This window comes from Pseudomonas sp. PI1 (genome assembly GCF_000812405.1).
Lineage (GTDB): Bacteria > Pseudomonadota > Gammaproteobacteria > Pseudomonadales > Pseudomonadaceae > Pseudomonas > Pseudomonas citronellolis.
Genome location: NZ_JWMC01000102.1, coordinates 148,976 through 168,914 on the forward strand (window position 1 = coordinate 148,976; position 19,939 = coordinate 168,914).

The 19,939-nt window shown below is 66.7% G+C and carries 24 protein-coding genes; 14 read left to right on the forward strand and 10 right to left on the reverse strand.

Annotation, left to right across the window (positions count from 1 at the left end):
• Nucleotides 1-8 precede the first annotated feature (8 nt).
• The 9 genes from RN02_RS30930 to trpC all read left to right on the forward strand — a co-directional run bounded on the left by RN02_RS30930 (nucleotide 9) and on the right by trpC (nucleotide 6,128).
• Complete coding sequence (locus tag RN02_RS30930) at nucleotides 9-845, forward strand: phage tail protein (protein ID WP_043319272.1); 837 nt, start codon at nucleotides 9-11, stop codon at nucleotides 843-845.
• The gene (locus RN02_RS30935; protein WP_009615647.1) at nucleotides 829-1,035 is read left to right on the forward strand and encodes a tail protein X; all 207 of its coding nucleotides are present in this window, start codon (nucleotides 829-831) and stop codon (nucleotides 1,033-1,035) included. The genes RN02_RS30930 and RN02_RS30935 overlap by 17 nt, the downstream gene beginning before the upstream one ends.
• Nucleotides 1,036-1,081: 46 nt before the next feature.
• Complete coding sequence (locus tag RN02_RS30940) at nucleotides 1,082-2,098, forward strand: phage late control D family protein (protein ID WP_043319274.1); 1,017 nt, start codon at nucleotides 1,082-1,084, stop codon at nucleotides 2,096-2,098.
• Nucleotides 2,099-2,109: 11 nt separating this feature from the next.
• Complete coding sequence (locus tag RN02_RS30945) at nucleotides 2,110-2,727, forward strand: glycoside hydrolase family 19 protein (RefSeq protein WP_043319275.1); 618 nt, start codon at nucleotides 2,110-2,112, stop codon at nucleotides 2,725-2,727.
• Entirely contained in the window at nucleotides 2,724-3,083 is a 360-nt protein-coding gene (locus tag RN02_RS30950) for a hypothetical protein (protein WP_043319277.1), read from the forward strand. The genes RN02_RS30945 and RN02_RS30950 overlap by 4 nt, the downstream gene beginning before the upstream one ends.
• On the forward strand, nucleotides 3,080-3,340 hold the full coding sequence (locus RN02_RS30955; RefSeq protein WP_043269236.1) for a hypothetical protein: 261 nt from the start codon (nucleotides 3,080-3,082) through the stop codon (nucleotides 3,338-3,340). The genes RN02_RS30950 and RN02_RS30955 overlap by 4 nt, the downstream gene beginning before the upstream one ends.
• Nucleotides 3,341-3,652: 312 nt before the next feature.
• Entirely contained in the window at nucleotides 3,653-4,249 is a 597-nt protein-coding gene (locus tag RN02_RS30960) for an aminodeoxychorismate/anthranilate synthase component II (protein ID WP_009615655.1), read from the forward strand.
• Nucleotides 4,246-5,295 (forward strand): anthranilate phosphoribosyltransferase, encoded by a 1,050-nt coding sequence (gene trpD, locus RN02_RS30965; protein WP_043319279.1) that lies wholly within the window; start codon nucleotides 4,246-4,248, stop codon nucleotides 5,293-5,295. Before RN02_RS30960 ends, trpD begins: the two co-directional genes overlap by 4 nt.
• Nucleotides 5,292-6,128, forward strand: coding sequence for an indole-3-glycerol phosphate synthase TrpC (gene trpC / locus RN02_RS30970; protein ID WP_043319281.1), 837 nt, complete (start codon nucleotides 5,292-5,294; stop codon nucleotides 6,126-6,128). Before trpD ends, trpC begins: the two co-directional genes overlap by 4 nt.
• Before the next feature lie 409 nt (nucleotides 6,129-6,537).
• Here trpC and crp read toward each other — a convergent pair whose 3' ends face one another.
• A complete protein-coding gene (gene crp / locus RN02_RS30975; RefSeq protein WP_043319283.1) occupies nucleotides 6,538-7,185 on the reverse strand; it encodes a cAMP-activated global transcriptional regulator CRP in 648 nt (215 codons plus the stop codon).
• Nucleotides 7,186-7,543: 358 nt separating this feature from the next.
• On the opposite strand from crp, the gene RN02_RS30980 reads away from it, so the two are divergent.
• Together RN02_RS30980 and speD are read left to right on the forward strand one after the other, a co-directional pair.
• A complete protein-coding gene (locus RN02_RS30980; RefSeq protein ID WP_009615662.1) occupies nucleotides 7,544-7,966 on the forward strand; it encodes an OsmC family protein in 423 nt (140 codons plus the stop codon).
• A 222-nt stretch (nucleotides 7,967-8,188) separates the two neighbouring features.
• Complete coding sequence (gene speD, locus RN02_RS30985; RefSeq protein ID WP_043319285.1) at nucleotides 8,189-8,983, forward strand: adenosylmethionine decarboxylase; 795 nt, start codon at nucleotides 8,189-8,191, stop codon at nucleotides 8,981-8,983.
• A gap of 154 nt (nucleotides 8,984-9,137) precedes the next feature.
• Here speD and coq7 read toward each other — a convergent pair whose 3' ends face one another.
• The 6 genes from coq7 to hemJ form a co-directional block, all read right to left on the reverse strand.
• The gene (gene coq7 / locus RN02_RS30990; RefSeq protein ID WP_043319287.1) at nucleotides 9,138-9,785 is read right to left on the reverse strand and encodes a 2-polyprenyl-3-methyl-6-methoxy-1,4-benzoquinone monooxygenase; all 648 of its coding nucleotides are present in this window, start codon (nucleotides 9,783-9,785) and stop codon (nucleotides 9,138-9,140) included.
• A gap of 98 nt (nucleotides 9,786-9,883) precedes the next feature.
• A complete protein-coding gene (locus RN02_RS30995; protein WP_009615667.1) occupies nucleotides 9,884-10,222 on the reverse strand; it encodes a histidine triad nucleotide-binding protein in 339 nt (112 codons plus the stop codon).
• A 78-nt stretch (nucleotides 10,223-10,300) separates the two neighbouring features.
• Nucleotides 10,301-11,092: an SDR family NAD(P)-dependent oxidoreductase gene (locus RN02_RS31000; protein ID WP_009615668.1), complete on the reverse strand. Its 792-nt coding sequence runs from the start codon at nucleotides 11,090-11,092 to the stop codon at nucleotides 10,301-10,303.
• A 52-nt stretch (nucleotides 11,093-11,144) separates the two neighbouring features.
• Nucleotides 11,145-12,257, reverse strand: a complete 1,113-nt coding sequence (locus RN02_RS31005) for a DUF805 domain-containing protein (protein ID WP_043319289.1) — start codon at nucleotides 12,255-12,257, stop codon at nucleotides 11,145-11,147.
• A gap of 103 nt (nucleotides 12,258-12,360) precedes the next feature.
• Nucleotides 12,361-13,329 (reverse strand): NAD(P)H-dependent flavin oxidoreductase, encoded by a 969-nt coding sequence (locus RN02_RS31010; protein WP_009615670.1) that lies wholly within the window; start codon nucleotides 13,327-13,329, stop codon nucleotides 12,361-12,363.
• A 19-nt stretch (nucleotides 13,330-13,348) separates the two neighbouring features.
• On the reverse strand, nucleotides 13,349-13,771 hold the full coding sequence (gene hemJ / locus RN02_RS31015; RefSeq protein ID WP_173427880.1) for a protoporphyrinogen oxidase HemJ: 423 nt from the start codon (nucleotides 13,769-13,771) through the stop codon (nucleotides 13,349-13,351).
• A gap of 188 nt (nucleotides 13,772-13,959) precedes the next feature.
• Between hemJ and argC the strand changes: the two genes are divergently transcribed.
• Nucleotides 13,960-14,994, forward strand: a complete 1,035-nt coding sequence (argC, locus tag RN02_RS31020) for an N-acetyl-gamma-glutamyl-phosphate reductase (RefSeq protein ID WP_009615672.1) — start codon at nucleotides 13,960-13,962, stop codon at nucleotides 14,992-14,994.
• 146 nt (nucleotides 14,995-15,140) lie between these two features.
• Complete coding sequence (gene erpA / locus RN02_RS31025; protein ID WP_009615673.1) at nucleotides 15,141-15,491, forward strand: iron-sulfur cluster insertion protein ErpA; 351 nt, start codon at nucleotides 15,141-15,143, stop codon at nucleotides 15,489-15,491.
• A gap of 51 nt (nucleotides 15,492-15,542) precedes the next feature.
• On the opposite strand, the gene RN02_RS31030 is transcribed toward erpA, so the two are convergent.
• Entirely contained in the window at nucleotides 15,543-16,634 is a 1,092-nt protein-coding gene (locus RN02_RS31030) for an anhydro-N-acetylmuramic acid kinase (RefSeq protein WP_043319291.1), read from the reverse strand.
• A 3-nt stretch (nucleotides 16,635-16,637) separates the two neighbouring features.
• Nucleotides 16,638-18,092, reverse strand: a complete 1,455-nt coding sequence (locus tag RN02_RS31035; protein WP_043319295.1) for a peptidoglycan DD-metalloendopeptidase family protein — start codon at nucleotides 18,090-18,092, stop codon at nucleotides 16,638-16,640.
• Nucleotides 18,093-18,277: 185 nt separating this feature from the next.
• Here RN02_RS31035 and tyrS point away from each other — a divergent pair, with 185 nt between their 5' ends.
• Nucleotides 18,278-19,477 (forward strand): tyrosine--tRNA ligase, encoded by a 1,200-nt coding sequence (gene tyrS / locus RN02_RS31040; protein WP_043319297.1) that lies wholly within the window; start codon nucleotides 18,278-18,280, stop codon nucleotides 19,475-19,477.
• A 123-nt stretch (nucleotides 19,478-19,600) separates the two neighbouring features.
• Here the strand turns inward: tyrS and RN02_RS34090 are convergent, their stop codons facing one another.
• On the reverse strand, nucleotides 19,601-19,873 hold the full coding sequence (locus RN02_RS34090) for a hypothetical protein (RefSeq protein ID WP_177331086.1): 273 nt from the start codon (nucleotides 19,871-19,873) through the stop codon (nucleotides 19,601-19,603).
• Nucleotides 19,874-19,939 lie beyond the last annotated feature (66 nt).

A 19,939-nucleotide genomic window follows, 5' to 3' on the forward strand; every position in this document is an offset into this window, starting at 1 on the left:
GAGCCAGCATGGCTTACATGGAGCAACTACAGGCCGGCCTGCGGTCCATTGGCCAGGCCATCGAGGCCGGCCGCCGCGAGCTGAAGGGCACGATCGACCCACTGGACCAGGCCATCGGCGAACTGCAGGACGCCAGCGGCCAACTGGAGAAACTGCTGAGCCTGCCGCCCGGCGTGTCGGCGCAACTGCAGCGCGTGATGCGCGGCATCGACCAGGCCAATGCGCGGCTGGACAAGGTGGTGGCCGTCTATTCGAAGGCCGAGCGCGCCGTGCAGCGGGTGGACGAGCGCCTCGACGCGCTGGGCCGGCAGGCGGCGCGGGCCGGGCAGGCGATCAACCGCATCGCCGGGGCGATCAGCCCGAAACTGGCCAACATCATCCCCAGCGAGCTGCTGGCGCCGCTGACCACGCCGGCGGCGGAAGCGGTCAAGCCGCAGCCCCACCTGCTGGTGATGCGGCCGCTGGCGCCGAACGCCACGCCCTTCTACTTCAACCTGTCCACCGCGGCCTTCGACAAGCTGGTGCGCGACACCCAGTACAGCTGGGTGCCCCAGGCGCGTCTGGACCGGCGCCCGGCCCTGCAGTCGCCGGGGCAGGGCGCGGAGACGCTGAGCCTCAGCGGCACCATCGCCACCCTGCTGGGCGCCGGCGTCGGCCAGTTGCAGAAGCTGCGCGACATCGCCGCGCGCCGCGAGCCGCTGAGCCTGAGCAGCTGGTCCGGCCAACTGCTGGGCAACTGGTGCATCACCCGCATCGGCGAGAACCAATCCAGCCTGCTGAGCGACGGCGTGCCGCGCAGCCAGGCCTTCACCCTGGAGTTCACCCGCTATGGCGACGATCTGTAGAACCGCGGACGGCGACTGCCTGGACAGCCTCTGCCAGTACCACTACGGGCACTTGCTGGGCAGCGTGGAAGCCGTCCTCGAAGCCAACCCCGGCCTGGCCGACGAGCCCCAGCCGTTGCGCGCCGGGCTGCTGATCCGCCTGCCCGAGCTGCCGCCCCCCAGCGATCCCCGGGTTCGCCTGTGGGACTGACCCCCGACCCCGCTCCGGCGGGGTCTTTCCTTTCCGGAGGCCCGAAGTGCGCCCGACCTTCCGTCTGCTCGCCAACGGCAGCGACATCACCCACCTGCTCAGCGACCGTCTGCTCAGCCTGGTCCTGACCGACAAGCCGGGCCTGGAGTCCGACACCTTCGAGCTGGTCCTCGACGACCGCGACGGCGCCATTGCGCTACCCGCGCGCGGCGCCTGGCTGGACCTGTTCCTCGGCTACGCCGGGGAGGAGCTGGCGCCCATGGGCCGCTACCGGGTGGATGCGCTCCGCTTCGACGGGCCGCCCCGCCGGCTGACCCTGAGCGGCCGCGCCGGCGACATGCACGGCGAGGGCAAGAGCACCCGCTGCGCCGCCTGGGAGAACGCCAGCCTGGCGCGGATCGTCTTCGACCTGGCCGCGCGCAACCACTGGAGCGCGCGCTGCCCGGTGCAGGTGAACGTCGCCCGCGCGGAGCAGTTGAACGAATCGGACTTCAATTTCATCACCCGCCTGGCCCGCCAGCGCGACTGCACCGCCAAGCTGGCCGACGGCCTGTTGCTGGTGCTGCCGCGCCAGGCCGGGGAGAGCGCTTCCGGGCGCGCCATCGCGCCGCTGGAGCTGATGCCGGGCGATGTCGGCTCCTTCGACCTGCGCCTCGACGACCGTACCGTCTACCGCCGGGTGAAGACCTGCTACCAGGACCCGGCCAGCGGCGCCATGCGCCAGGTGGCGCTGGAAAACCCGAAGGCGCCGGAGGACGTCGGCGCCGAGTTCATCGACCGCCATCCCTACCCGGACCGCGGCGCCGCCGAGCAGGCGGCCAGGGCGCGGCTGGCCGACTTCAACCGCGGCAGCGCCTTCGTGCGCCTGCAGATGCCCGGGCGCAGCGACCTGTTCGCCGAGCGCAGCGTGCGGCTTAGCGGCTTCAAGGACGGCCTGGACGGCGAGTTCCTCACCGACTCGGTGGAACAGCGCCTGGATGCCAGCGGCTGGAGCACCACCATCACCTGCAACGGTGGCGCCCAGGGCAAGGCCGATGCCGCGGGTGGCAAGGGGCGCAGCTGAAGGAGGGCAGCATGGAGATCACCGACCAACAACTGCTGCAGCTGTTTCCCCGGGCCGGCCAGGTCCTGCCCTGGCTGGCGCCGGCGATGCGTGCCCACGGGGTTGACCGAGCGCCGCGCGCCGCCGCTTTCCTCGCCCAGGTCGGCCACGAGAGCGCCGGGCTGACGCGCCTGGTGGAAAACCTCGCCTACAGCGCCCAGGGCCTGGCGGACACCTGGCCGCGGCGCTTCCGCAACGCCGCCGGCAAGCCCACCGCGCTGGCTTGCCGACTGGCCTACCAGCCCCAGGCCATCGCCAACTGTGCCTACGCCGGGCGCAACGGCAATGGCGACGAGGCTTCCGGCGATGGCTGGCGCTACCGCGGCCGTGGCTTGCTGCAGATCACCGGCCGGGCCAACTATCGGCGCGTCGGCATGGCGCTCGGCCAGGCCTTCGAGGCCCACCCGGAGTCGCTCGCCGAACCGCGCTGGGCCTGCGAGTCGGCGGCCTGGTGGTGGGCGGACGCGGGCCTGAACGAACTGGCCGACGCCGGGCGCTTCGAGGACATCACCCGGCGCATCAACGGCGGCCTCAATGGCCTGGCCGAGCGCCGGAAACTGTGGCGACGGGCGCAGGAGGTGCTGGGATGAGCCTGTACCGGAAGCTCGCCGTCGTCCTGCTCCTGATCGGCCTCGGCGTTGCCGTGGGCGCCTGGCTCGCGGCCCGGCACCTGCGTCCGCAACTGGATGCCGCCCGCGTCGAGGGTGTGCTCTGTGCCCAGGGCCGCAGCACGTTGCAGGCCCAATTGACCGAGCAGAACCGCCGCCTGGATGAACTGGCGCTCGCCGCGCGGAAGCGCGAGATCGACGCCGCCCAGGCGCTGCGGGCGGCCCAGGTGCAGGCGGATGTCCACGAGGCGGCCGCCCAGCGCCTGCTGGCGGGGCACAGCGACGGCGAGGACTGCGCCGCTGCGCGCCAGCTCATCGACCAGGAGCTGGCGCCATGAAAGTTCTTCTCCTCGTGGGCCTGCCGCTGCTGGCGGCCTGCACCGCCGCGGCGCCAACCCAACCGGCCGCGCTCGAAGTGCGGGTGCCGGTCGCCATTCCCTGCCGGGCGCCGGCTGTCCCCATGCCGGTGTTCGCCACTTCCCTCCTGCATCCTTCCGACTCGCTGCAGACCAAGGTCCGCGCACTGCTCGCCGAGCGCCAGCAGCACCTGGGCTACGAGGCCCGCCTGCGCGCTGCGCTGGAGGCCTGCCGCTAGCCGCCCGCCGGCTCCCGGCGCCGCGCGGGCCCGTGCGGCTTGCGCTGCCGGGCGGCCATCGGCTACTGTTCGGCAATCATCTGGCGAGATCGCTACCGTGATTCACCGCAACAGCATCCTCATCTCCCTCCTCAAGGCATTCGCCCGCTGGCGCTGGCGCGCCTGATTCCTTCTTTCCCGGCCCTCGCGCCGGTCCCTTCCCCGCGTTCGTCCCCCCATCCGCTGGCATAATGGCCAGGTCCTGCCCAGGCCGCCCCGGGTGCGCCGGCGACGCGAACCGAAAGCAGTGCAATCATTGAGGTCCGAGCAGACATGCTGCTGATGATCGATAACTACGACTCCTTCACCTACAACCTGGTGCAGTACTTCGCCGAGTTGAAGGCCGACATCCACGTCATTCGCAACGACGAGCTGAGCGTCGACGAGATCGCCGCGCTGAACCCCGAGCGCATCGTGCTCTCCCCCGGGCCCTGCACCCCCAACGAGGCGGGTGTGTCGCTGGAGGTGATCCGGCGTTTCTCCGGCAAGCTGCCGCTGCTGGGCGTGTGCCTGGGGCACCAGTCCATCGGCCAGGCCTTCGGCGGCGACGTGGTGCGCGCGCGCCAGGTCATGCACGGCAAGACCAGCCCGGTGTTCCACACCGACCAGGGCGTGTTCGCCGGCCTGAACAACCCGTTGACGCAGACGCGCTACCACTCCCTGGTGGTCAAGCGCGAAACCCTGCCCGAGTGCCTGGAGATCACCGCCTGGACCGCCCATGACGATGGCTCCGTGGACGAGATCATGGGCCTGCGCCACAAGACGCTGAACGTCGAGGGTGTGCAGTTCCACCCCGAGTCCATACTTTCCGAGCAGGGCCACGAGATGCTGGCCAACTTCCTCAAGCAGCAGGGCGGGGTGCGCGCATGAACATCAGGGAAGCCCTCGACCGCGTGGTCAACCAGCTCGACCTTTCCACCGAGGAAATGCAGGCGGTCATGCGCGAGATCATGACCGGCCAGTGCACCGACGCGCAGATCGGCGCCTTCCTCATGGGCATGCGCATGAAGAGCGAGACCATCGACGAGATCGTCGGCGCGGTCTCGGTGATGCGCGAGCTGGCCGACGGCGTGAAGCTGCAGAGCCTGGACCGCGTGGTCGACGTGGTCGGCACCGGCGGCGACGGCGCCAACATCTTCAACGTGTCCTCGGCCTCGGCTTTCGTGGTCGCCGCCGCCGGGGGCAAGGTAGCCAAGCACGGCAACCGCGCCGTGTCCGGCAAGAGCGGCAGCGCCGACCTGCTGGAAGCCGCCGGCATCTACCTGGACCTGAAGTCCGAGCAGGTGGCCCGCTGCATCGAGAGCGTCGGCGTGGGTTTCATGTTCGCCCAGGTCCACCACAAGGCCATGCGCTACGCCGCGGGCCCGCGGCGTGAGCTGGGCCTGCGCACCCTGTTCAACATGCTCGGCCCGCTGACCAACCCGGCGGGCGTGCGCCACCAGGTGGTCGGCGTGTTCAACCAGGCCCTGTGCCGGCCGCTGGCCGAGGTGCTCAAGCGCCTGGGCAGCGAGCACGTGCTGGTGGTGCATTCGCGCGATGGCCTGGACGAGTTCAGCCTGGCCGCCGCCACCCACGTCGCCGAGCTCAGGGACGGCGAGGTGCGCGAGTACGAAGTGAAGCCGGAAGACTTCGGCATCCGCAGCCAGACGCTGATCGGCCTCACCGTCGACAGCCCGCAGCAGTCCCTGGAACTGATCCGCGACGCCCTCGGCCGGCGCAGGACCGAGGCCGGGCAGAAGGCCGCCGAGCTGATCGTGCTCAACGCCGGCGCCGCGCTCTACGCCGCCGACCTCGCCAGCACGCTGCACGAGGGCATGCACCTGGCCCACGATGCCCTGCACACCGGCCTGGCCCGGGAAAAAATGGACGAATTGGCCGCCTTTACCGCCGTTTACCGAGAGGAGAATGCACAGTGACTGTGCCCACGGTTCTGCAGAAGATTCTGGCCCGCAAGGCCGAGGAAGTCGCCGAGCGCCGCGCGCACGTCTCCTTCGCCGAGCTGGAGCAGCGCGCCCGCGCCGCCGACGCGCCGCGCGGCTTCGCCGCGGCGCTGCTGGCGCAGGTCCAGCGCAAGCAGCCGGCGGTGATCGCCGAGGTGAAGAAGGCCTCGCCGAGCAAGGGCATCCTGCGCGAGAACTTCTCGCCCGCGGACATCGCCCGCAGCTACCAGGAAGGCGGGGCTACCTGCCTGTCGGTGCTGACCGACATCGACTACTTCATGGGCAGCGACGCCTACCTGCAGGAAGCCCGCGCCGCCTGCGCGCTGCCGGTGATCCGCAAGGATTTCATGATCGACCCCTACCAGGTGGTCGAGGCCCGCGCCATCGGCGCCGACTGCATCCTGCTGATCGTCTCCGCGCTGGACGACGCGCGCATGGCCGAACTGGCCGCGGTGGCCAAGGAACAGCACCTCGACGTACTGGTCGAGGTACACGACGGCGATGAGCTGGAGCGTGCGCTGAAGACCCTGGACACCCCGCTGATCGGCATCAACAACCGCAACCTGCACACCTTCGAGGTGAGCCTGGACACCACCCTCGACCTGCTGCCGGAGATTCCGCGCGATCGCCTGGTGGTGACCGAGAGCGGCATCCTCAACCGTGCCGACATCGAGCTGATGGAGGTCAACGAGGTGTATGCGTTCCTGGTCGGCGAGGCGTTCATGCGTGCCGATGATCCGGGTGTCGAGCTCAAGCGGCTGTTCTTCCCCGAGCGCCGTAGTGCTGTGCTGGGCGCCGATCCGGATTGAGTTTGTAGGGAGGCGCAATCAGGAAGGCTGGCATTGTTGTAGAGGGGTCAGCAAAGGTGTTCGCCTTTGCCTCCGATCCCTCTCCATGTGCGCCCCGTCCTGACGGGAGAGGCGGCGTTCCGTCCGGCGTGGCCGAGGAGTCCAATCGCGGACAAAGTCCGCTCCTACCGCATGAGCGAGCATGGCTTTTCGTAGGATGGCGTTGAGCGAAGCGATACCCATCAGCGCAACCGCATGGGTTTCGCAAGCTCAACCCATCCTACGAAAAACGCCTCGGCGCAGACAGTTGCTCCTATGCCCGAGCCTCCCTACGTTCTGCGCCCCACTCCGCAGGCGAAGCCGCACCACGGGCACAGCTGGAAGAACGCCGTTCCCCCATGGAGGCAAGCGGCGCTCTTGCTGCCGGAGTTCAGCGGGTGCCGAACACCACCATGGTCTTGCCCTTCACATGCACCAGACCCTGCTCTTCCAGGCTCTTCAGCACGCGGCCGACCATTTCCCGGGAGCAGCCGACGATACGGCCGATTTCCTGGCGGGTGATCTTGATCTGCATGCCGTCGGGGTGGGTCATGGCGTCCGGCTGCTGGCACAGGTCCAGCAGGGTGCGGGCGACGCGTCCGGTGACGTCGAGGAAGGCCAGGTCGCCGACCTTGCGCGTGGTCTTGCGCAGGCGCTCGGCCATCTGGCTGCCAAGGGTGATGAGGATCTCCGGGTCCTGCAGGCAGAGTTCGCGGAATTTGGTGTAGCTGATCTCTGCGACCTCGCATTCACCCTTGGCGCGAACCCAGGCGCTGCGTTCCTGGGCGGCGCTGCCGTCCTTCTCGAACAGCCCCATCTCGCCGAAGAAATCACCGCTGTTGAGGTAGCCGATGATCATTTCCCGGCCATCGTCGTCCTCGATCAGGACGGTGACCGAGCCCTTGATGATGAAGAACAGGCTTTCGCAACGATCCCCGGCGTAGATGATGGTGCTCTTTGGGGTGTAGCGGCGGCGGTGACAGTGTGCGAGCAACTTGTCGAGGTTTTTGTGTTTGGGTGTAAGGGTAATAGCTACCATGCCCGAGTCCCGAAATTATAAGAATGGCCCTGTGCACGACAGGCGCTTTTGTCGAGTTGTTATGTGTCGTCCCTGGCTGGCTTACCGTGACGTTACGACGCTCTCCCCCGAGCATCGGTGCCGCAGCTCGATGGCTGGCGGTCTTTTTTGATGGCAAGAGCTTAAACAGACGTTCTGGCGCCGACAATCAAAAGCTGGTCGGGCTGTCAATTTAACCTCGTGAGTGTGCCAGTAAAATGACGCCAGCATAATAGAACGTTAAGGTGTCAGGGCTCGAATTGAGACCTGGTCAACATCGCCGGGCATTCCAGGCCTTGTGATAAGCTGTCGCCCCCTTTTTTCCGGCGGAAGCCTGTGCATGAAAGCGAGAATCCAGTGGGCCGGCGAGGCCATGTTCCTCGGTGAATCCGGCAGCGGTCATGTGGTGGTGATGGACGGTCCGCCCGATGCCGGTGGCCGCAACCTGGGCGTGCGCCCGATGGAGATGCTGCTGCTCGGCCTGGGCGGCTGCACCAACTTCGACGTGGTCAGCATCCTGAAGAAGGGCCGCCAGCCGGTGGAGAGCTGCGAGGCCTTCCTCGAGGCCGATCGCGCCGGCGAGGACCCGAAGGTGTTCACCAGGATCCACGTGCACTTCGTGGTCAAGGGCCGCGGCCTGAAGGAAGCCCAGGTCAAGCGCGCCGTCGAGCTGTCGGCGGAGAAGTACTGCTCGGCCTCGATCATGCTCGGCCGCGCGGGCGTGGAGATCACCCACGACTACGAGATCGTCGAGCTCGGCTGACATCCTCTCGTCACGGGATCGTCATGGCGGTGGCGTAAAGGCTGGCAGAGGTCGCCCGACCTCTGCATAATGCGCCACCTTTTTTCGGGGCCAGGCCCCAAACCAAGCAACCACAATCGCCAACGCGAAGAGGTGTAAACCGTCCTACGCAGGTGCGCCGTAAGCATCTGACGGGCATGCTCAACCACGCGGCAGAGCCGCATTGAAGAGAGTTCCCCCACGGTGAAAAGCAAACTCAAGCTCCACGGGTTCAACAACCTGACGAAGACCTTGAGCTTCAACATCTATGACATCTGCTACGCCGAGACGCCGGAAGACCAGCAGGCGTACGTGCAGTACATCGACGAAGAGTACGATGCCGAGCGCCTGACGCAGATCCTCACCGATGTTGTCGACATCATCGGCGCCAATATCCTGAACATCGCCCGTCAGGACTACGACCCCCAAGGCGCCAGCGTTACCATCCTGATCTCCGAGCAGCCGGTCACCCCGACCGACAGCCAGATCGAGGAATCCCCCGGGCCGCTACCGGAAACCATCCTGGCGCACCTGGACAAGAGCCATATCACCGTGCACACCTACCCGGAGATCCATCCGGTGGAAGGCATCGCGACCTTCCGGGTGGACATCGACGTCTCCACCTGCGGGGTGATCTCGCCGCTGAAGGCGCTCAACTACCTGATCCACCAGTTCGACTCGGACATCGTCACCGTGGACTACCGCGTGCGCGGCTTCACCCGCGACGTGGAGGGCAAGAAGCACTTCATCGACCACGAGATCAACTCGATCCAGAACTACCTCTCCGATGACACGTACGAGGCCTACCAGATGACCGACGTGAACGTGTACCAGGAGAACCTGTTCCACACCAAGATGCTGCTCAAGCAGTTCGACCTGGACAACTACCTGTTCGGCGATGCCACGAACAACCTCTCGCCGGAGCAGCGCAAGCAGGTGGAAGAGCGCGTCCGCCACGAGATGCTGGAGATCTTCTACGGTCGCAACATGCCGCACTGAGATGGCTGCAGGTTTTAGGCGGTAGGCGGTAGGCGGTAGGCGGTAGGCAAGAGCGAAGAGCGCGTCATGCTGTTCGCCTGAAGCCTGAAGCCTGAAGCCTGAAGCCTGAAGCCTGAAGCCTGAAGCCTGAAGCCTGAAGCCTGAAGCCTGAAGCCTAGATGCGGTAGGTGGTCTTGGTCATCACCCTGGACAGCAGCGTCATGCCGAACTTGACCGGCGCCGGGAAGCGCAGGCCGCCGGCCTCGATGGCGTTGCTGGCGTGCTGTTCCTCGTCGATGCGCATCTGTTCGAGGATGGCGCGGCTCTTCTGGTCTTCGGCCGGCAGTTGTTCCAGGTGTTCGTCGAGGTGCTTGCACACCTGGTCCTCGGTGGCGGCGACGAAGCCCAGGCTCATGCGGTCGCTGATCAGCCCCGCCGCCGCGCCGACGCCGAAGGACAGGCCATAGAACAGCGGGTTGAGCAGGCTTGGGCGGCTGCCCAGTTCGCGGATGCGCTGTTCGCACCAGGCCAGGTGGTCGACCTCCTCGTCGGCGGCTTCTTCCATGGCCTTGCGCACGTGCGGCAGCTTGGCCGTCAGCGCCTGGCCCTGGTACAGCGCCTGGGCGCAGACCTCGCCGGTGTGGTTGATGCGCATCAGCCCGGCGATGTGGCGGCTGTCGGCCTCGTCGAGCTCGGCGTCGGGCTGCACGATGGCCGGCGACGGACGTGCCGGGTGACCGCTGAAGGGCAGCAGGGTGCGCAGCGCGGCATCGGCCTGCAGCAGGAAACGGTCGGCGGGGGAGTAGTGACGGTCGGCGGACATGGCGCACCTCCGAAAGGGAAAACAGCGGCCAGTTTAACGGATTGCCGATGACAGGTCTTGCGGTGGGGCGGCTGCGTGGCCGCCCTGCGCTTGGCGGCTCAGCCCGGCGGCCAGTGCATCTGGCGCTGGCCGAGGACGTGCATGTGGATGTGGTGCACGGTCTGGCCGCCCAGGTCGTTGCAGTTCATCACCACCCGGAAGCCTTCCGCGCAGCCCTGCTCGGCGGCCAGGCGCTGAGCGGTGAGGAGGATGTGCCCGGCCAGCGGCTTGTCGGCTTCCTCCAGGTCGTTGAGGGTGGCGATGTGGCGCTTCGGCACCACCAGGAAATGCACCGGCGCCTGCGGGCCGATATCGTGGAAGGCGATGACCTGGTCGTCTTCGTAGAGCTTGCGCGCCGGGATTTCCCCCGCGGCGATCTTGCAGAACAGGCAGTCCATGGGAATGTCCTCCGGTAGGGGGCGATGGTCCGCAGTTTAGCCGGCCGCGGCCGGGGAACACAGCCTGGCGCGCTGGAGCTACGGGTTGGGCAGCACCGAGCGGTTGGCCCGCCCGGCGATCCAGCGCACCAGCCAGCGCGGCGCCAGGCGCGGGCTCCAGGCCATCAGGCGGTTGCGCCAGCCGGGGATGATGATGGCCTTGTTGCGCCGCAGGGCCTTTACCGTGATCAGCGCCACTTCCTCGGGGCTCATCATCAGCTTGCTGCCATCCAGGCGGGCGGCCTCTACGCTGGCATTGCGGAAGAAGGCCGTGCGCGTCGGCCCCGGGCACAGCACCGAGACCTTGACGCCGTGGCGCTTGAGTTCGCTGCGCAGGGCCTCGGACAGGTGCAGGACGTAGGCCTTGCTGGCGTAGTAGTTGCTCATCCAGGGGCCGGGCATGAAGCCGACCACCGACGCCACGTTGAGAATCTGCCCGCCGCCGCTGCGCGCCATCTGCCCGCCGATGGCGTGGCACAGGCGCGCCAGGGCGAGGACGTTGAGCTCGATCATCTCCTGCTCGCGGGACCAGTCCTGCTCGACGAAGGCGCCGCCGCTGCCGAAGCCGGCATTGTTCACTAGCAGCTCGATCTGCCGGCCGGACTGCTCCAGCTCATGCAGCAGCCCGGAGAGCTGCAGCGGCTCGGACAGGTCGCAGATACGGAACAGCACATCCACGCCGAAACGCTGGGCCAGCTCATAGGCGATGCTTTCCAGGGCATCGCGCTGGCGCGCCACCAGGATCAGGGCCTGGCCGCGGCGCGCCAGGGCCTCGGCCAGGGCGAGGCCGATACCGCTGGAGGCGCCGGTGATCAGGGCATAGCGAGGCATCGATGGGTCTCCGGAATGGGGCGCGGATTCTAGCGCGCCCCATTGCCGTGGGCTATTGCTCCGAGGGCTCGTCGGTTTCGACGGCGGCCGCGTCCTCGTCGTCGTAGGCCTGGGGCTCGGCGGTCGCGGCCGGGTCGTAGCTCTGGTCCTGGCTGTAGGCCGCCTCCTGGGCGCGGGTGAGGTAACCCTGGTAGGCCGGGATGGCGATCGCGGCGAGGATGCCGACGACGGGCACCAGGATCGACGCCCAGGCCAGGCCTGTCACGCCGCGGCTGTTCGGCGGCGGCGGCGGGCCGTAGCGGTTGGCGCCGACGCTGCCCGGCACCAGCAGCATCAGCAGGGCCATGACGCTGCCCACCACGGGCACGAAGTTGAGCAGCCACAGCCAGCCGGACCAGCCGATGTCGTGCAGGCGCTGGACGCCGAAGAAGATGCTGACCACGACCATGCCGACGCAGGCGGCGATCAGCACCAGGGCGCCCAGCGTCTGGGAGGCCGCAGTGAGGGCGGCGAAGAGGATGAACAGCGGGATCATGGCGAGGATCATGCCCATGCTCCAGCCCAGGTAGCGGACGCGGCCGATGCGCCCCTGGACGGTGAAGTACTGCAGCTCGCCGTATTCCGGCAGCGCCTCGCCGACCGGTGCCTGCGGGGTGGCGTAGGGCGATTGGGCAGCATTGCTGGAACTGGAACTGGAACTGGAGCTGGCAGTGGCGGCCGGCGCCGCGGCGATGGGCTGGCTCGCGGACAGCTCGGCCTGGCGCGCCAGGTACTTGTCGATGATGATGCCGCAGGCGCTGCACTCGCTGGCCTTGGCCTGCTCGTGCCCGCACTTCGGGCAGGTCATCCGCTCGGCGCTGGCCGCCTGTTCCGCGGCTTGGGGCTCGGCGCCGGGGTGATCCTCGGTCTCCACCAGCGACAGGCTGGATACCAGGTCGGATTCCTTGCGCGCCTGGGCGCCGGCGTTGTGCAGGGCCTGCAGGTACTTGTCGGCCTCGCCCTCGGAAAGGTCGCGCTTGAGCACGACCAGTTGCCCGCTGAACAGTGCCTCGATGCGCGCCAGGTCGCTCTTGAACAGGCGGGCGAGGTTCTCCTTGGCGGTTTCCAGCGGCGTCTGCGGCATCAGCGTGCCGTCGAACACGATCTTGTAGCGTGGTTCATCCATCGAGGGGCATCCTTGTCGGTTGATTGGGCTGCAGCTTCTGGCTACAGCCTAATCGCAGGCCCAGAGGGCAACAAGCCAGCATGCGCGGATTTGCGAGCCCCGTTCAGGGACGCAGCAGGCCGGGCAGGGCGCCGCCGCGCTGGAGGGCGTCGCGGTATTCCCGGTCCAGGCGCGCCACCAACTCGTCCACCGACGGCAGGTCGCTGATGTTGCCCACGCCTTGGCCGGCGGACCAGACGGTCTTCCAGGCCTTGGCCTCGTCGTTGACCGGCTTGAGTTTCTCGCCGTAGTTGAGCTCGCCCTTCTCGTTCAGGCGCGCCATGTCGAAGCCGGCGGCCTCCAGGCTCTGGCGCATGAAGCTGGCCGGCACGCCGGAGACCGCGGGGGTGTGGATGATGTCGGCGGCGCGGGCTTCCAGCAGCATCTTCTTGTAGGCGGTGGAGGCGTTGCTCTCGCGGGTGGCGATGAAGCGCGTGCCGAGGTAGGCGAGGTCGGCGCCGAGGATCTGCGCCGCCAGGATCTCGTGCCCGCGGTTGATGCAGCCCGCCAGCAGCAGCGTCTTGTCGAAGAACTGGCGGATCTCCGCGACCAGCGCGAAGGGGCTCCAGGTGCCGGCATGGCCGCCGGCGCCTGCGGCCACCGCGATGAGCCCGTCGACCCCGGCTTCGGCGGCCTTCTCCGCATGGCGGCGGGTGGTCACATCATGGAACACCAGACCGCCATAGCTGTGCACCGCATCGACCACTTCGCGCACCGCCCCCAGGCTGGTGATGACGATGGGCACGCGGTGCTCCACGCACAGCGCAAGGTCCGCCTGCAGGCGTGGGTTGCTGTGGTGGACGATGAGGTTCACCGCATAGGGCGCCGCTTGCGGGGCGTTGGCCAGGCCGGCCTCGATCTCTTCCAGCCAGGCCTTGAAGCCGCTGCTCTCGCGCTGGTTCAGCGCCGGGAAGCTGCCGACGATGCCGCTGTGGCAGCAGGCCAGCACCAGTTGCGGGTTGGACACCAGGAACATGGGCGCCGCCACCAGGGGCAGGCGCAGACGGCGGTCGAGCAGGGCGGGCAGGGACATGGGAGGCTCCGGGCAGGATTCAGAAAGGTTTGACCACGACCAGAATGACGATGGCCAGCAGGAAAAGCACAGGGACTTCGTTGAACCAGCGGAAGAACACGTGGCTGCGGCGGTTCTCGCCACGGGCGAAGCGCTTGAGCATGGCGCCGCAGGCGTGGTGGTAGCCGATCAGCAGGACCACCAGGGTCAGCTTGGCGTGCAGCCAGCCCTGGCTCAGCCAGCCCGGGGTCAGGTAGAGCATCCAGGCGCCGAGCAGGATGGTGAGGATCATCGACGGGCCCATGATGCCGCGGTAGAGCTTGCGCTCCATCACCTGGAAGCGCTCGCGGCTGGCGGCGTCCTCGCTCATGGCGTGGTAGACGAACAGGCGCGGCAGGTAGAACAGGCCGGCGAACCAGCAGACCACTGCGACTATGTGCAGGGCCTTTATCCACAGATACAGCATCGATAGCTCCTCGGGTCACGGTTGCGCTGATAGTAGTGGCAGCCCCGTGCCAGCGTCATCCCCGCGAAGTCGCACGCCCCTGCCGGCGACTCGTCGCCCGCGGCGCTTCGGCCTGTTCATGCGGGGCCCGCGCTCTTATCATTGGCGGTTCTGAGTGAGCCCCTTATTGGCGGAGTGACGGACAGATGATCAAGGTCGGTATCGTAGGTGGTACGGGTTACACGGGTGTGGAGCTGCTGCGCCTGCTGGCCCAGCATCCGGAGGCGCGCGTCGAGGTGATCACCTCGCGCTCCGAGGAGGGTGTGAAGGTCGCCGACATGTACCCGAACCTGCGAGGCCACTACGACTACCTGTCCTTCAGCGTGCCGGACGTGCAGCGCCTGGGCGCCTGCGACGTGGTGTTCTTCGCCACCCCGCACGGCGTGGCCCATGCCCTGGCCGGCGAGCTGCTGGCCACTGGCACCCGCGTCATCGACCTGTCCGCCGACTTCCGCCTGCAGGATGCCGATGAGTGGGCCAAGTGGTACGGCCAGCCCCACGGCGCGCCGCAGCTGCTGCCTGAGGCCGTCTACGGCCTGCCGGAAGTGAACCGCGAGGCCATCAAATCGGCGCGCCTGATCGCCGTGCCCGGCTGCTACCCGACCGCCACCCAGCTGGGCTTCATCCCGCTGCTGGAAGCCGGCCTGGCCGATACCTCGCGGCTGATCGCCGACTGCAAATCCGGCGTCAGCGGCGCCGGTCGCGGCGCCAAGGTCGGTTCGCTGTTCTGCGAGGCCGGCGAGAGCATGATGGCCTACTCGGTCAAGGGCCACCGCCACCTGCCGGAAATCAGCCAGGGCCTGCGCCGCGCCGCCAAGGGCGATGTCGGCCTGACCTTCGTCCCGCACCTGACGCCGATGATCCGCGGCATCCACGCCACCCTCTACGCCCAGGTGGCCGATCGCGGCGTGGACCTGCAGAAGCTGTTCGAGGAGCGCTACGCCAATGAACCCTTCGTCGACGTGATGCCGGCCGGCAGCCACCCGGAGACCCGCAGCGTGCGCGGCGCCAACGTCTGCCGCATTGCCGTGCACCGTCCGCAGGGCGGCGACCTGGTGGTGGTGCTGTCGGTGATCGACAACCTGGTCAAGGGCGCGTCCGGCCAGGCGATCCAGAACATGAACATCCTCTTCGGCCTGGACGAGCGCCTGGGCCTGTCCAACGTGGCCCTGCTGCCCTGAGGCGGGCCCCGGGCTCCCACTGCGGGAGCCCGTCCCGAAGGATGTTCGACGAAGGATTGACCTGGCTTAGTTGACCATTTTTCTCGGGTAAGCGGATAATAGCCCGCAATGTTGTAACGTACGGCTTCGGCCGGGAGACATCTGACATGACCATCGAGACCTTCACCCCCACCCCGCTGATCTTCTCCAACGGGGCCGCGCACAAGGTGAAGACGCTGATCGACGAAGAAGGCAATCCGCGTCTGAAACTGCGCGTCTTCGTCACCGGCGGCGGCTGCTCGGGCTTCCAGTACGGCTTCACCTTCGACGAGGACACCGCGGACGACGACACCGTGGTGGAACGCGATGGCGTCAGCCTGGTGGTCGACCCGATGAGCTTCCAGTACCTCGCCGGCGCCGAGGTGGACTACCAGGAAGGCCTGGAAGGTTCGCGCTTCGTGATCAAGAACCCGAATGCCGCCACCACCTGCGGGTGCGGACAGTCGTTCTCGATCTGAGTCGGCCGTAATGACGAAACGCCGCGCATCTGCGCGGCGTTTTCGTTTGTATCAGGCGGGGTAGAGGGCGCCGAGTATCCGTGGCCCGGCCGCGCCTGTGACTTCCGGGCGGTTGCCGGGCAGGCGCTGGAGGAAACGGTGCGCCAGCCAGGCGAAGGCCATGGCCTCCATCCATTCCGGCGCCACGCCGTATTCCGCGGTACTGGCCACCTTTGCCTTGGGCAGGTGCGCCGCCAGGCGCGCCATGAATGCGCCATTGAAGGCGCCGCCGCCACATACCAGCACCTCTTCGCAACCCGGCTGCGCATGCAGCAGGGAGTCGGCGATGCTGCGGGCGCTGAGCTCCAGCAGGGTGGCCTGCACATCCTCGGCGGGCAGGGCGGGGCCTTCGGCCAACTGCGCCTTCAGCCAGGGCAGGTTGAAACGCTCGCGCCCGGTGCTCTTCGGCCCGCGGGTGGCGAAGAAGTCATCGGCGAGGAAGCGCTGCAGCAGTGCGTCGTTCACCTGGCCGCTGGCCGCCCAGGCGCCGTCGCGGTCATAGGATTCGCCGCGCTGGTCGTGGATCCAGCTGTCCAGCAGCACGTTGCCCGGGCCGCAGTCGAAGCCGCGTACCGGCTCGCCCGGGGCGAGCAGCGAGACGTTGCTGAAGCCGCCGACGTTGAGGACGGCCCGCTGCTTCTCGTTGCCGAACAGCGCCTGGTGGAAGGCCGGGACCAGCGGCGCGCCCTGGCCGCCGGCAGCCAGGTCACGGCGGCGGAAGTCGGCCACCACGTCGATGCCGGTCAGCTCGGCGAGCAGGGCGGGATTGTCGATCTGCACGGTGAAGCCGCGCTGCGGCTCGTGGCGCACGGTCTGGCCGTGGCTGCCGATGGCGCGGATGGCTTGCGGCGGCAGTTGCTGGCGCTGCAGCAGTTCCAGGATGCCCTGGGCTGCGAGCCGCACCCAGGCATTCTCGGCGCAGGCGCCGCGGGCGATCTCGTCGGGGCCGCTGGCGCACAGGGCCAGGAGTTCGGCGCGCAGGTCCGCGGGCATGGGCAGGTAGTGGGAGGCGAGCAGGGTAGTGGAGTCTTCACCCTGCTCGACCAGGGCGATGTCCAGGCCATCGAGGCTGGTGCCGGACATCACCCCCAGGTAGAGCGCCATGGTTCAGCGCTGCTGCTCTTGCTGCTTGTTCATGGCCAGGGAGGTGGGCTTCTCCTGGTCCATGCGCGCCATCAGCGGCTGGGTCTGGGCCAGGAAGCGCTTGCGGTCCGGGCCGGCCAGCGGGTCGGCCATCGGCAGCTTGGCGCTCAGCGGGTCGACGTACTTGCCGTTGATATGGAACTCGTAGTGCAGGTGCGGGCCGGTGGCCAGGCCGGTCATGCCGACGTAGCCGATGATCTGCCCCTGCTTGACCGCGACGCCGCTGCGGATGCCCTTGGCGAATCGGCTCATGTGGCCGTAGACGGTCTGGTAGGTCGAGCCGTGCTGGATGACCACCGCGTTGCCGTAGCCGCCCTTGCGCCCGGCCTCGATCACCTTGCCGTCGCCGGTGGCCTTGATCGGCGTGCCGATGGGCGCGGCGTAGTCGACGCCCTTGTGCGCGCGGATCTTGTTCAGGATCGGGTGCAGACGGCCCATGGAGAAGCGCGAGCTGATGCGGGCGAAGTCCACCGGGGTGCGGATGAACGCCTTGCGCATGCTGGTGCCGTCGGCACGGTAGTAGCTGGTGTTGCCGGCCTTGTTGGTGAAGCGCACCGCGGTGTATTCCTTGCCGCGGTTGATGAAGCGCGCGGCGAGGATGTTGCCAGTGTCCACCTGGCGGCCGTTGACCACCTTCTTCTCGTAGATCACGTCGAACTGGTCGCCTTCGCGCAGGTCGAGGGCGAAGTCGATGTCGTAGCCGAAGATGTTCGCCAGGGCCATGATCAGGTCATGGGACAGGCCGGCTTCCTTGCCCGCGGTGAACAGCGAGCTGTCGATGCGGCCATGGGCGTAGGCGGTGTGCACGTCCGGCTTGACCAGGTCGCGCTTGAACGCATAGCCCTTGGCGGACTTGTTCAGGCTGATGGTCTCCAGGTCGCTCTGCTTGATGCGCAGGCTCTGCAGCTCGCCTTGCGGGCTGATCAGGAACTCGACTTCGTGGCCGACGTCCAGGCGGGTGAACTGCTTGGCGTCCTTGCCGCTGGCCAGCACGTCGTGCACCAGGCCGGCCGGCAGGCCAGCCTTGGCGAAGACGGTGGAAAGGGTGTCGCCCTTGCCCACGGTCACGCGCTTCCAGGCCGGTTCGGCGGGAGTGGCGGGCTGGGTATCGTTGGAGGCCTTGAGTGCTTTCTTTTCTTCTTCCGCGTCTTTTCCGGCGCGGTTGTCGTCGTTCTGCCCTTCGATCCGTGCGAAGGGAGAATCGCTGTTCTCGGTGACCTGCGGGCTTCGCAGGTCGTCCTTTTCCTGAATGATGCGGTCGGAACCGCCGTCCAGCTCCAGATTGAGCGTGGTCTTCTTCGCCTCGACTTCACTCGAGGGGAACACCAGCAGAGCCAGGCTGAGGAGCGCTGCTACACCGCTTGCGGCCAGCAGATGGCTCTTCGGATAGTAGGGCGCTTTCTGATTCGATTGCGTCATGGCATGAGTGGTGTTTTTGGAATGTGAAATAACTGCCTAAAATATAACCAAATTCCCCTCGAAGCAAGTCTATCGCCCAGGGTTTGACGCCATTTCCCCGTACGCCGGGCAAAACTTGTTTTTAGTGTCCGATCTTGTATGGTTGGTTCCCTTTTGATTGCCGGAAAAACGGAACGGGAACTGTGATGAAGTCGGTCGAAGAGCAGCTGGCGCTGATCAAGCGTGGTGCGGATGAACTCCTGGTGGAAGCCGAGCTGGTCGAAAAGCTCAAGCGTGGCCAGCCACTGCGGATCAAGGCGGGCTTCGACCCGACCGCGCCGGACCTGCACCTCGGGCATACCGTCCTCATTAATAAGCTGCGCCAGTTCCAGGACCTCGGCCATCAGGTGATCTTCCTCATCGGAGACTTCACCGGGATGATCGGCGACCCCAGCGGCAAGAGCGCCACCCGTCCGCCGCTGACCCGCGAGCAGGTGCTGGAGAACGCCGAGACGTACAAGTCCCAGGTCTTCAAGATCCTCGACCCGGCCAAGACCGAGGTGGCATTCAACTCCACCTGGATGGACAAGCTGACTCCGGCCGATTTCATTCGTCTCGCCTCCCAGTACACCGTCGCCCGCATGCTCGAGCGCGATGACTTCAGCAAACGCTATGCCAGCAACCAGTCCATCGCCATCCACGAGTTCCTCTATCCGCTGGTGCAGGGCTACGACTCGGTGGCGCTGCGCGCCGACGTGGAACTGGGCGGCACCGACCAGAAGTTCAACCTGCTCATGGGGCGCGAGCTGCAGCGCGCCTACGACCAGGAGCCGCAGTGCATCCTGACCATGCCGCTGCTGGAAGGTCTGGACGGCGTGAAGAAGATGTCCAAGTCCCTGGGCAACTACATTGGTATCCAGGAAGCGCCGGGCGTCATGTACAGCAAGCTCGTTTCCATTCCGGACACTCTGATGTGGCGTTACTTCGAGTTGCTCAGCTTCCGCTCGATGGACGAGATCAATGCCCTGCGCAAGGATGTCGAGGCCGGTGCCAACCCGCGCGACGTCAAGATCAAACTGGCGGAAGAGATCGTCGCCCGCTTCCATGGCGAAGAAGCCGCTGCCAATGCCCACAAGTCCGCAGGCAATCGCCTGAAGGAAGGCGAACTGCCGGAAGACATCCCGGAAGTGGAAGTGGCCGCCACCGAGGACCTGCCCATCGGCGCCGTGCTGAACCGCGCCGGCCTGGTGAAGAACTCCGCCGTGGCTCGCGACCTGCTGGGTGCCGGGGGCGTGCGCGTCGACGGTCATGCCGTGGGTCGCAGCTTCGTCTTCAAGGTCGGTGCTACTCATGTAGTGCAGGCCGGCAAGAAGGCGTTCGCGAAGGTCACTTTGCTGGCCGAGTGAAAACTTTCAGAAAAGTGTTGACGGGGGGTTTTAACTCCATATAATGCGCACCACTCCCAGCGACGAAACGCTGAAAGAGCTTGAAAATCAAGCACTTAAGCATGTTGGAAGTTGGGGTGGTGGTCAGGCGGGTGATTCACTTGCCGCCTTTGGGTTCGACAGCTGCTCCGGCAGCGAGCCAAAGGGGAGATCGCCGAGGTGCTTGACAGCGAGTTTGATCGCTGTAGAATGCGCCTCCCGCTGACGAGAAGCTCCGGCCGATCGAAAGCGCAAGCGGTTGAGTAGGAACGAAAAATTCTGAAAATAACGCTTGACGAAATAAGAGGTTGGCGTAGAATGCGCGGCCTCGGTTGAGACGAAAGAATCAGCCAACTGCTCTTTAACAAGTTGAATCAAGCAATTCGTGTGGGTGCTTGTGAGTTAAGACTGGTGATCGCAAGATTATCAGCATCACAAGTAACA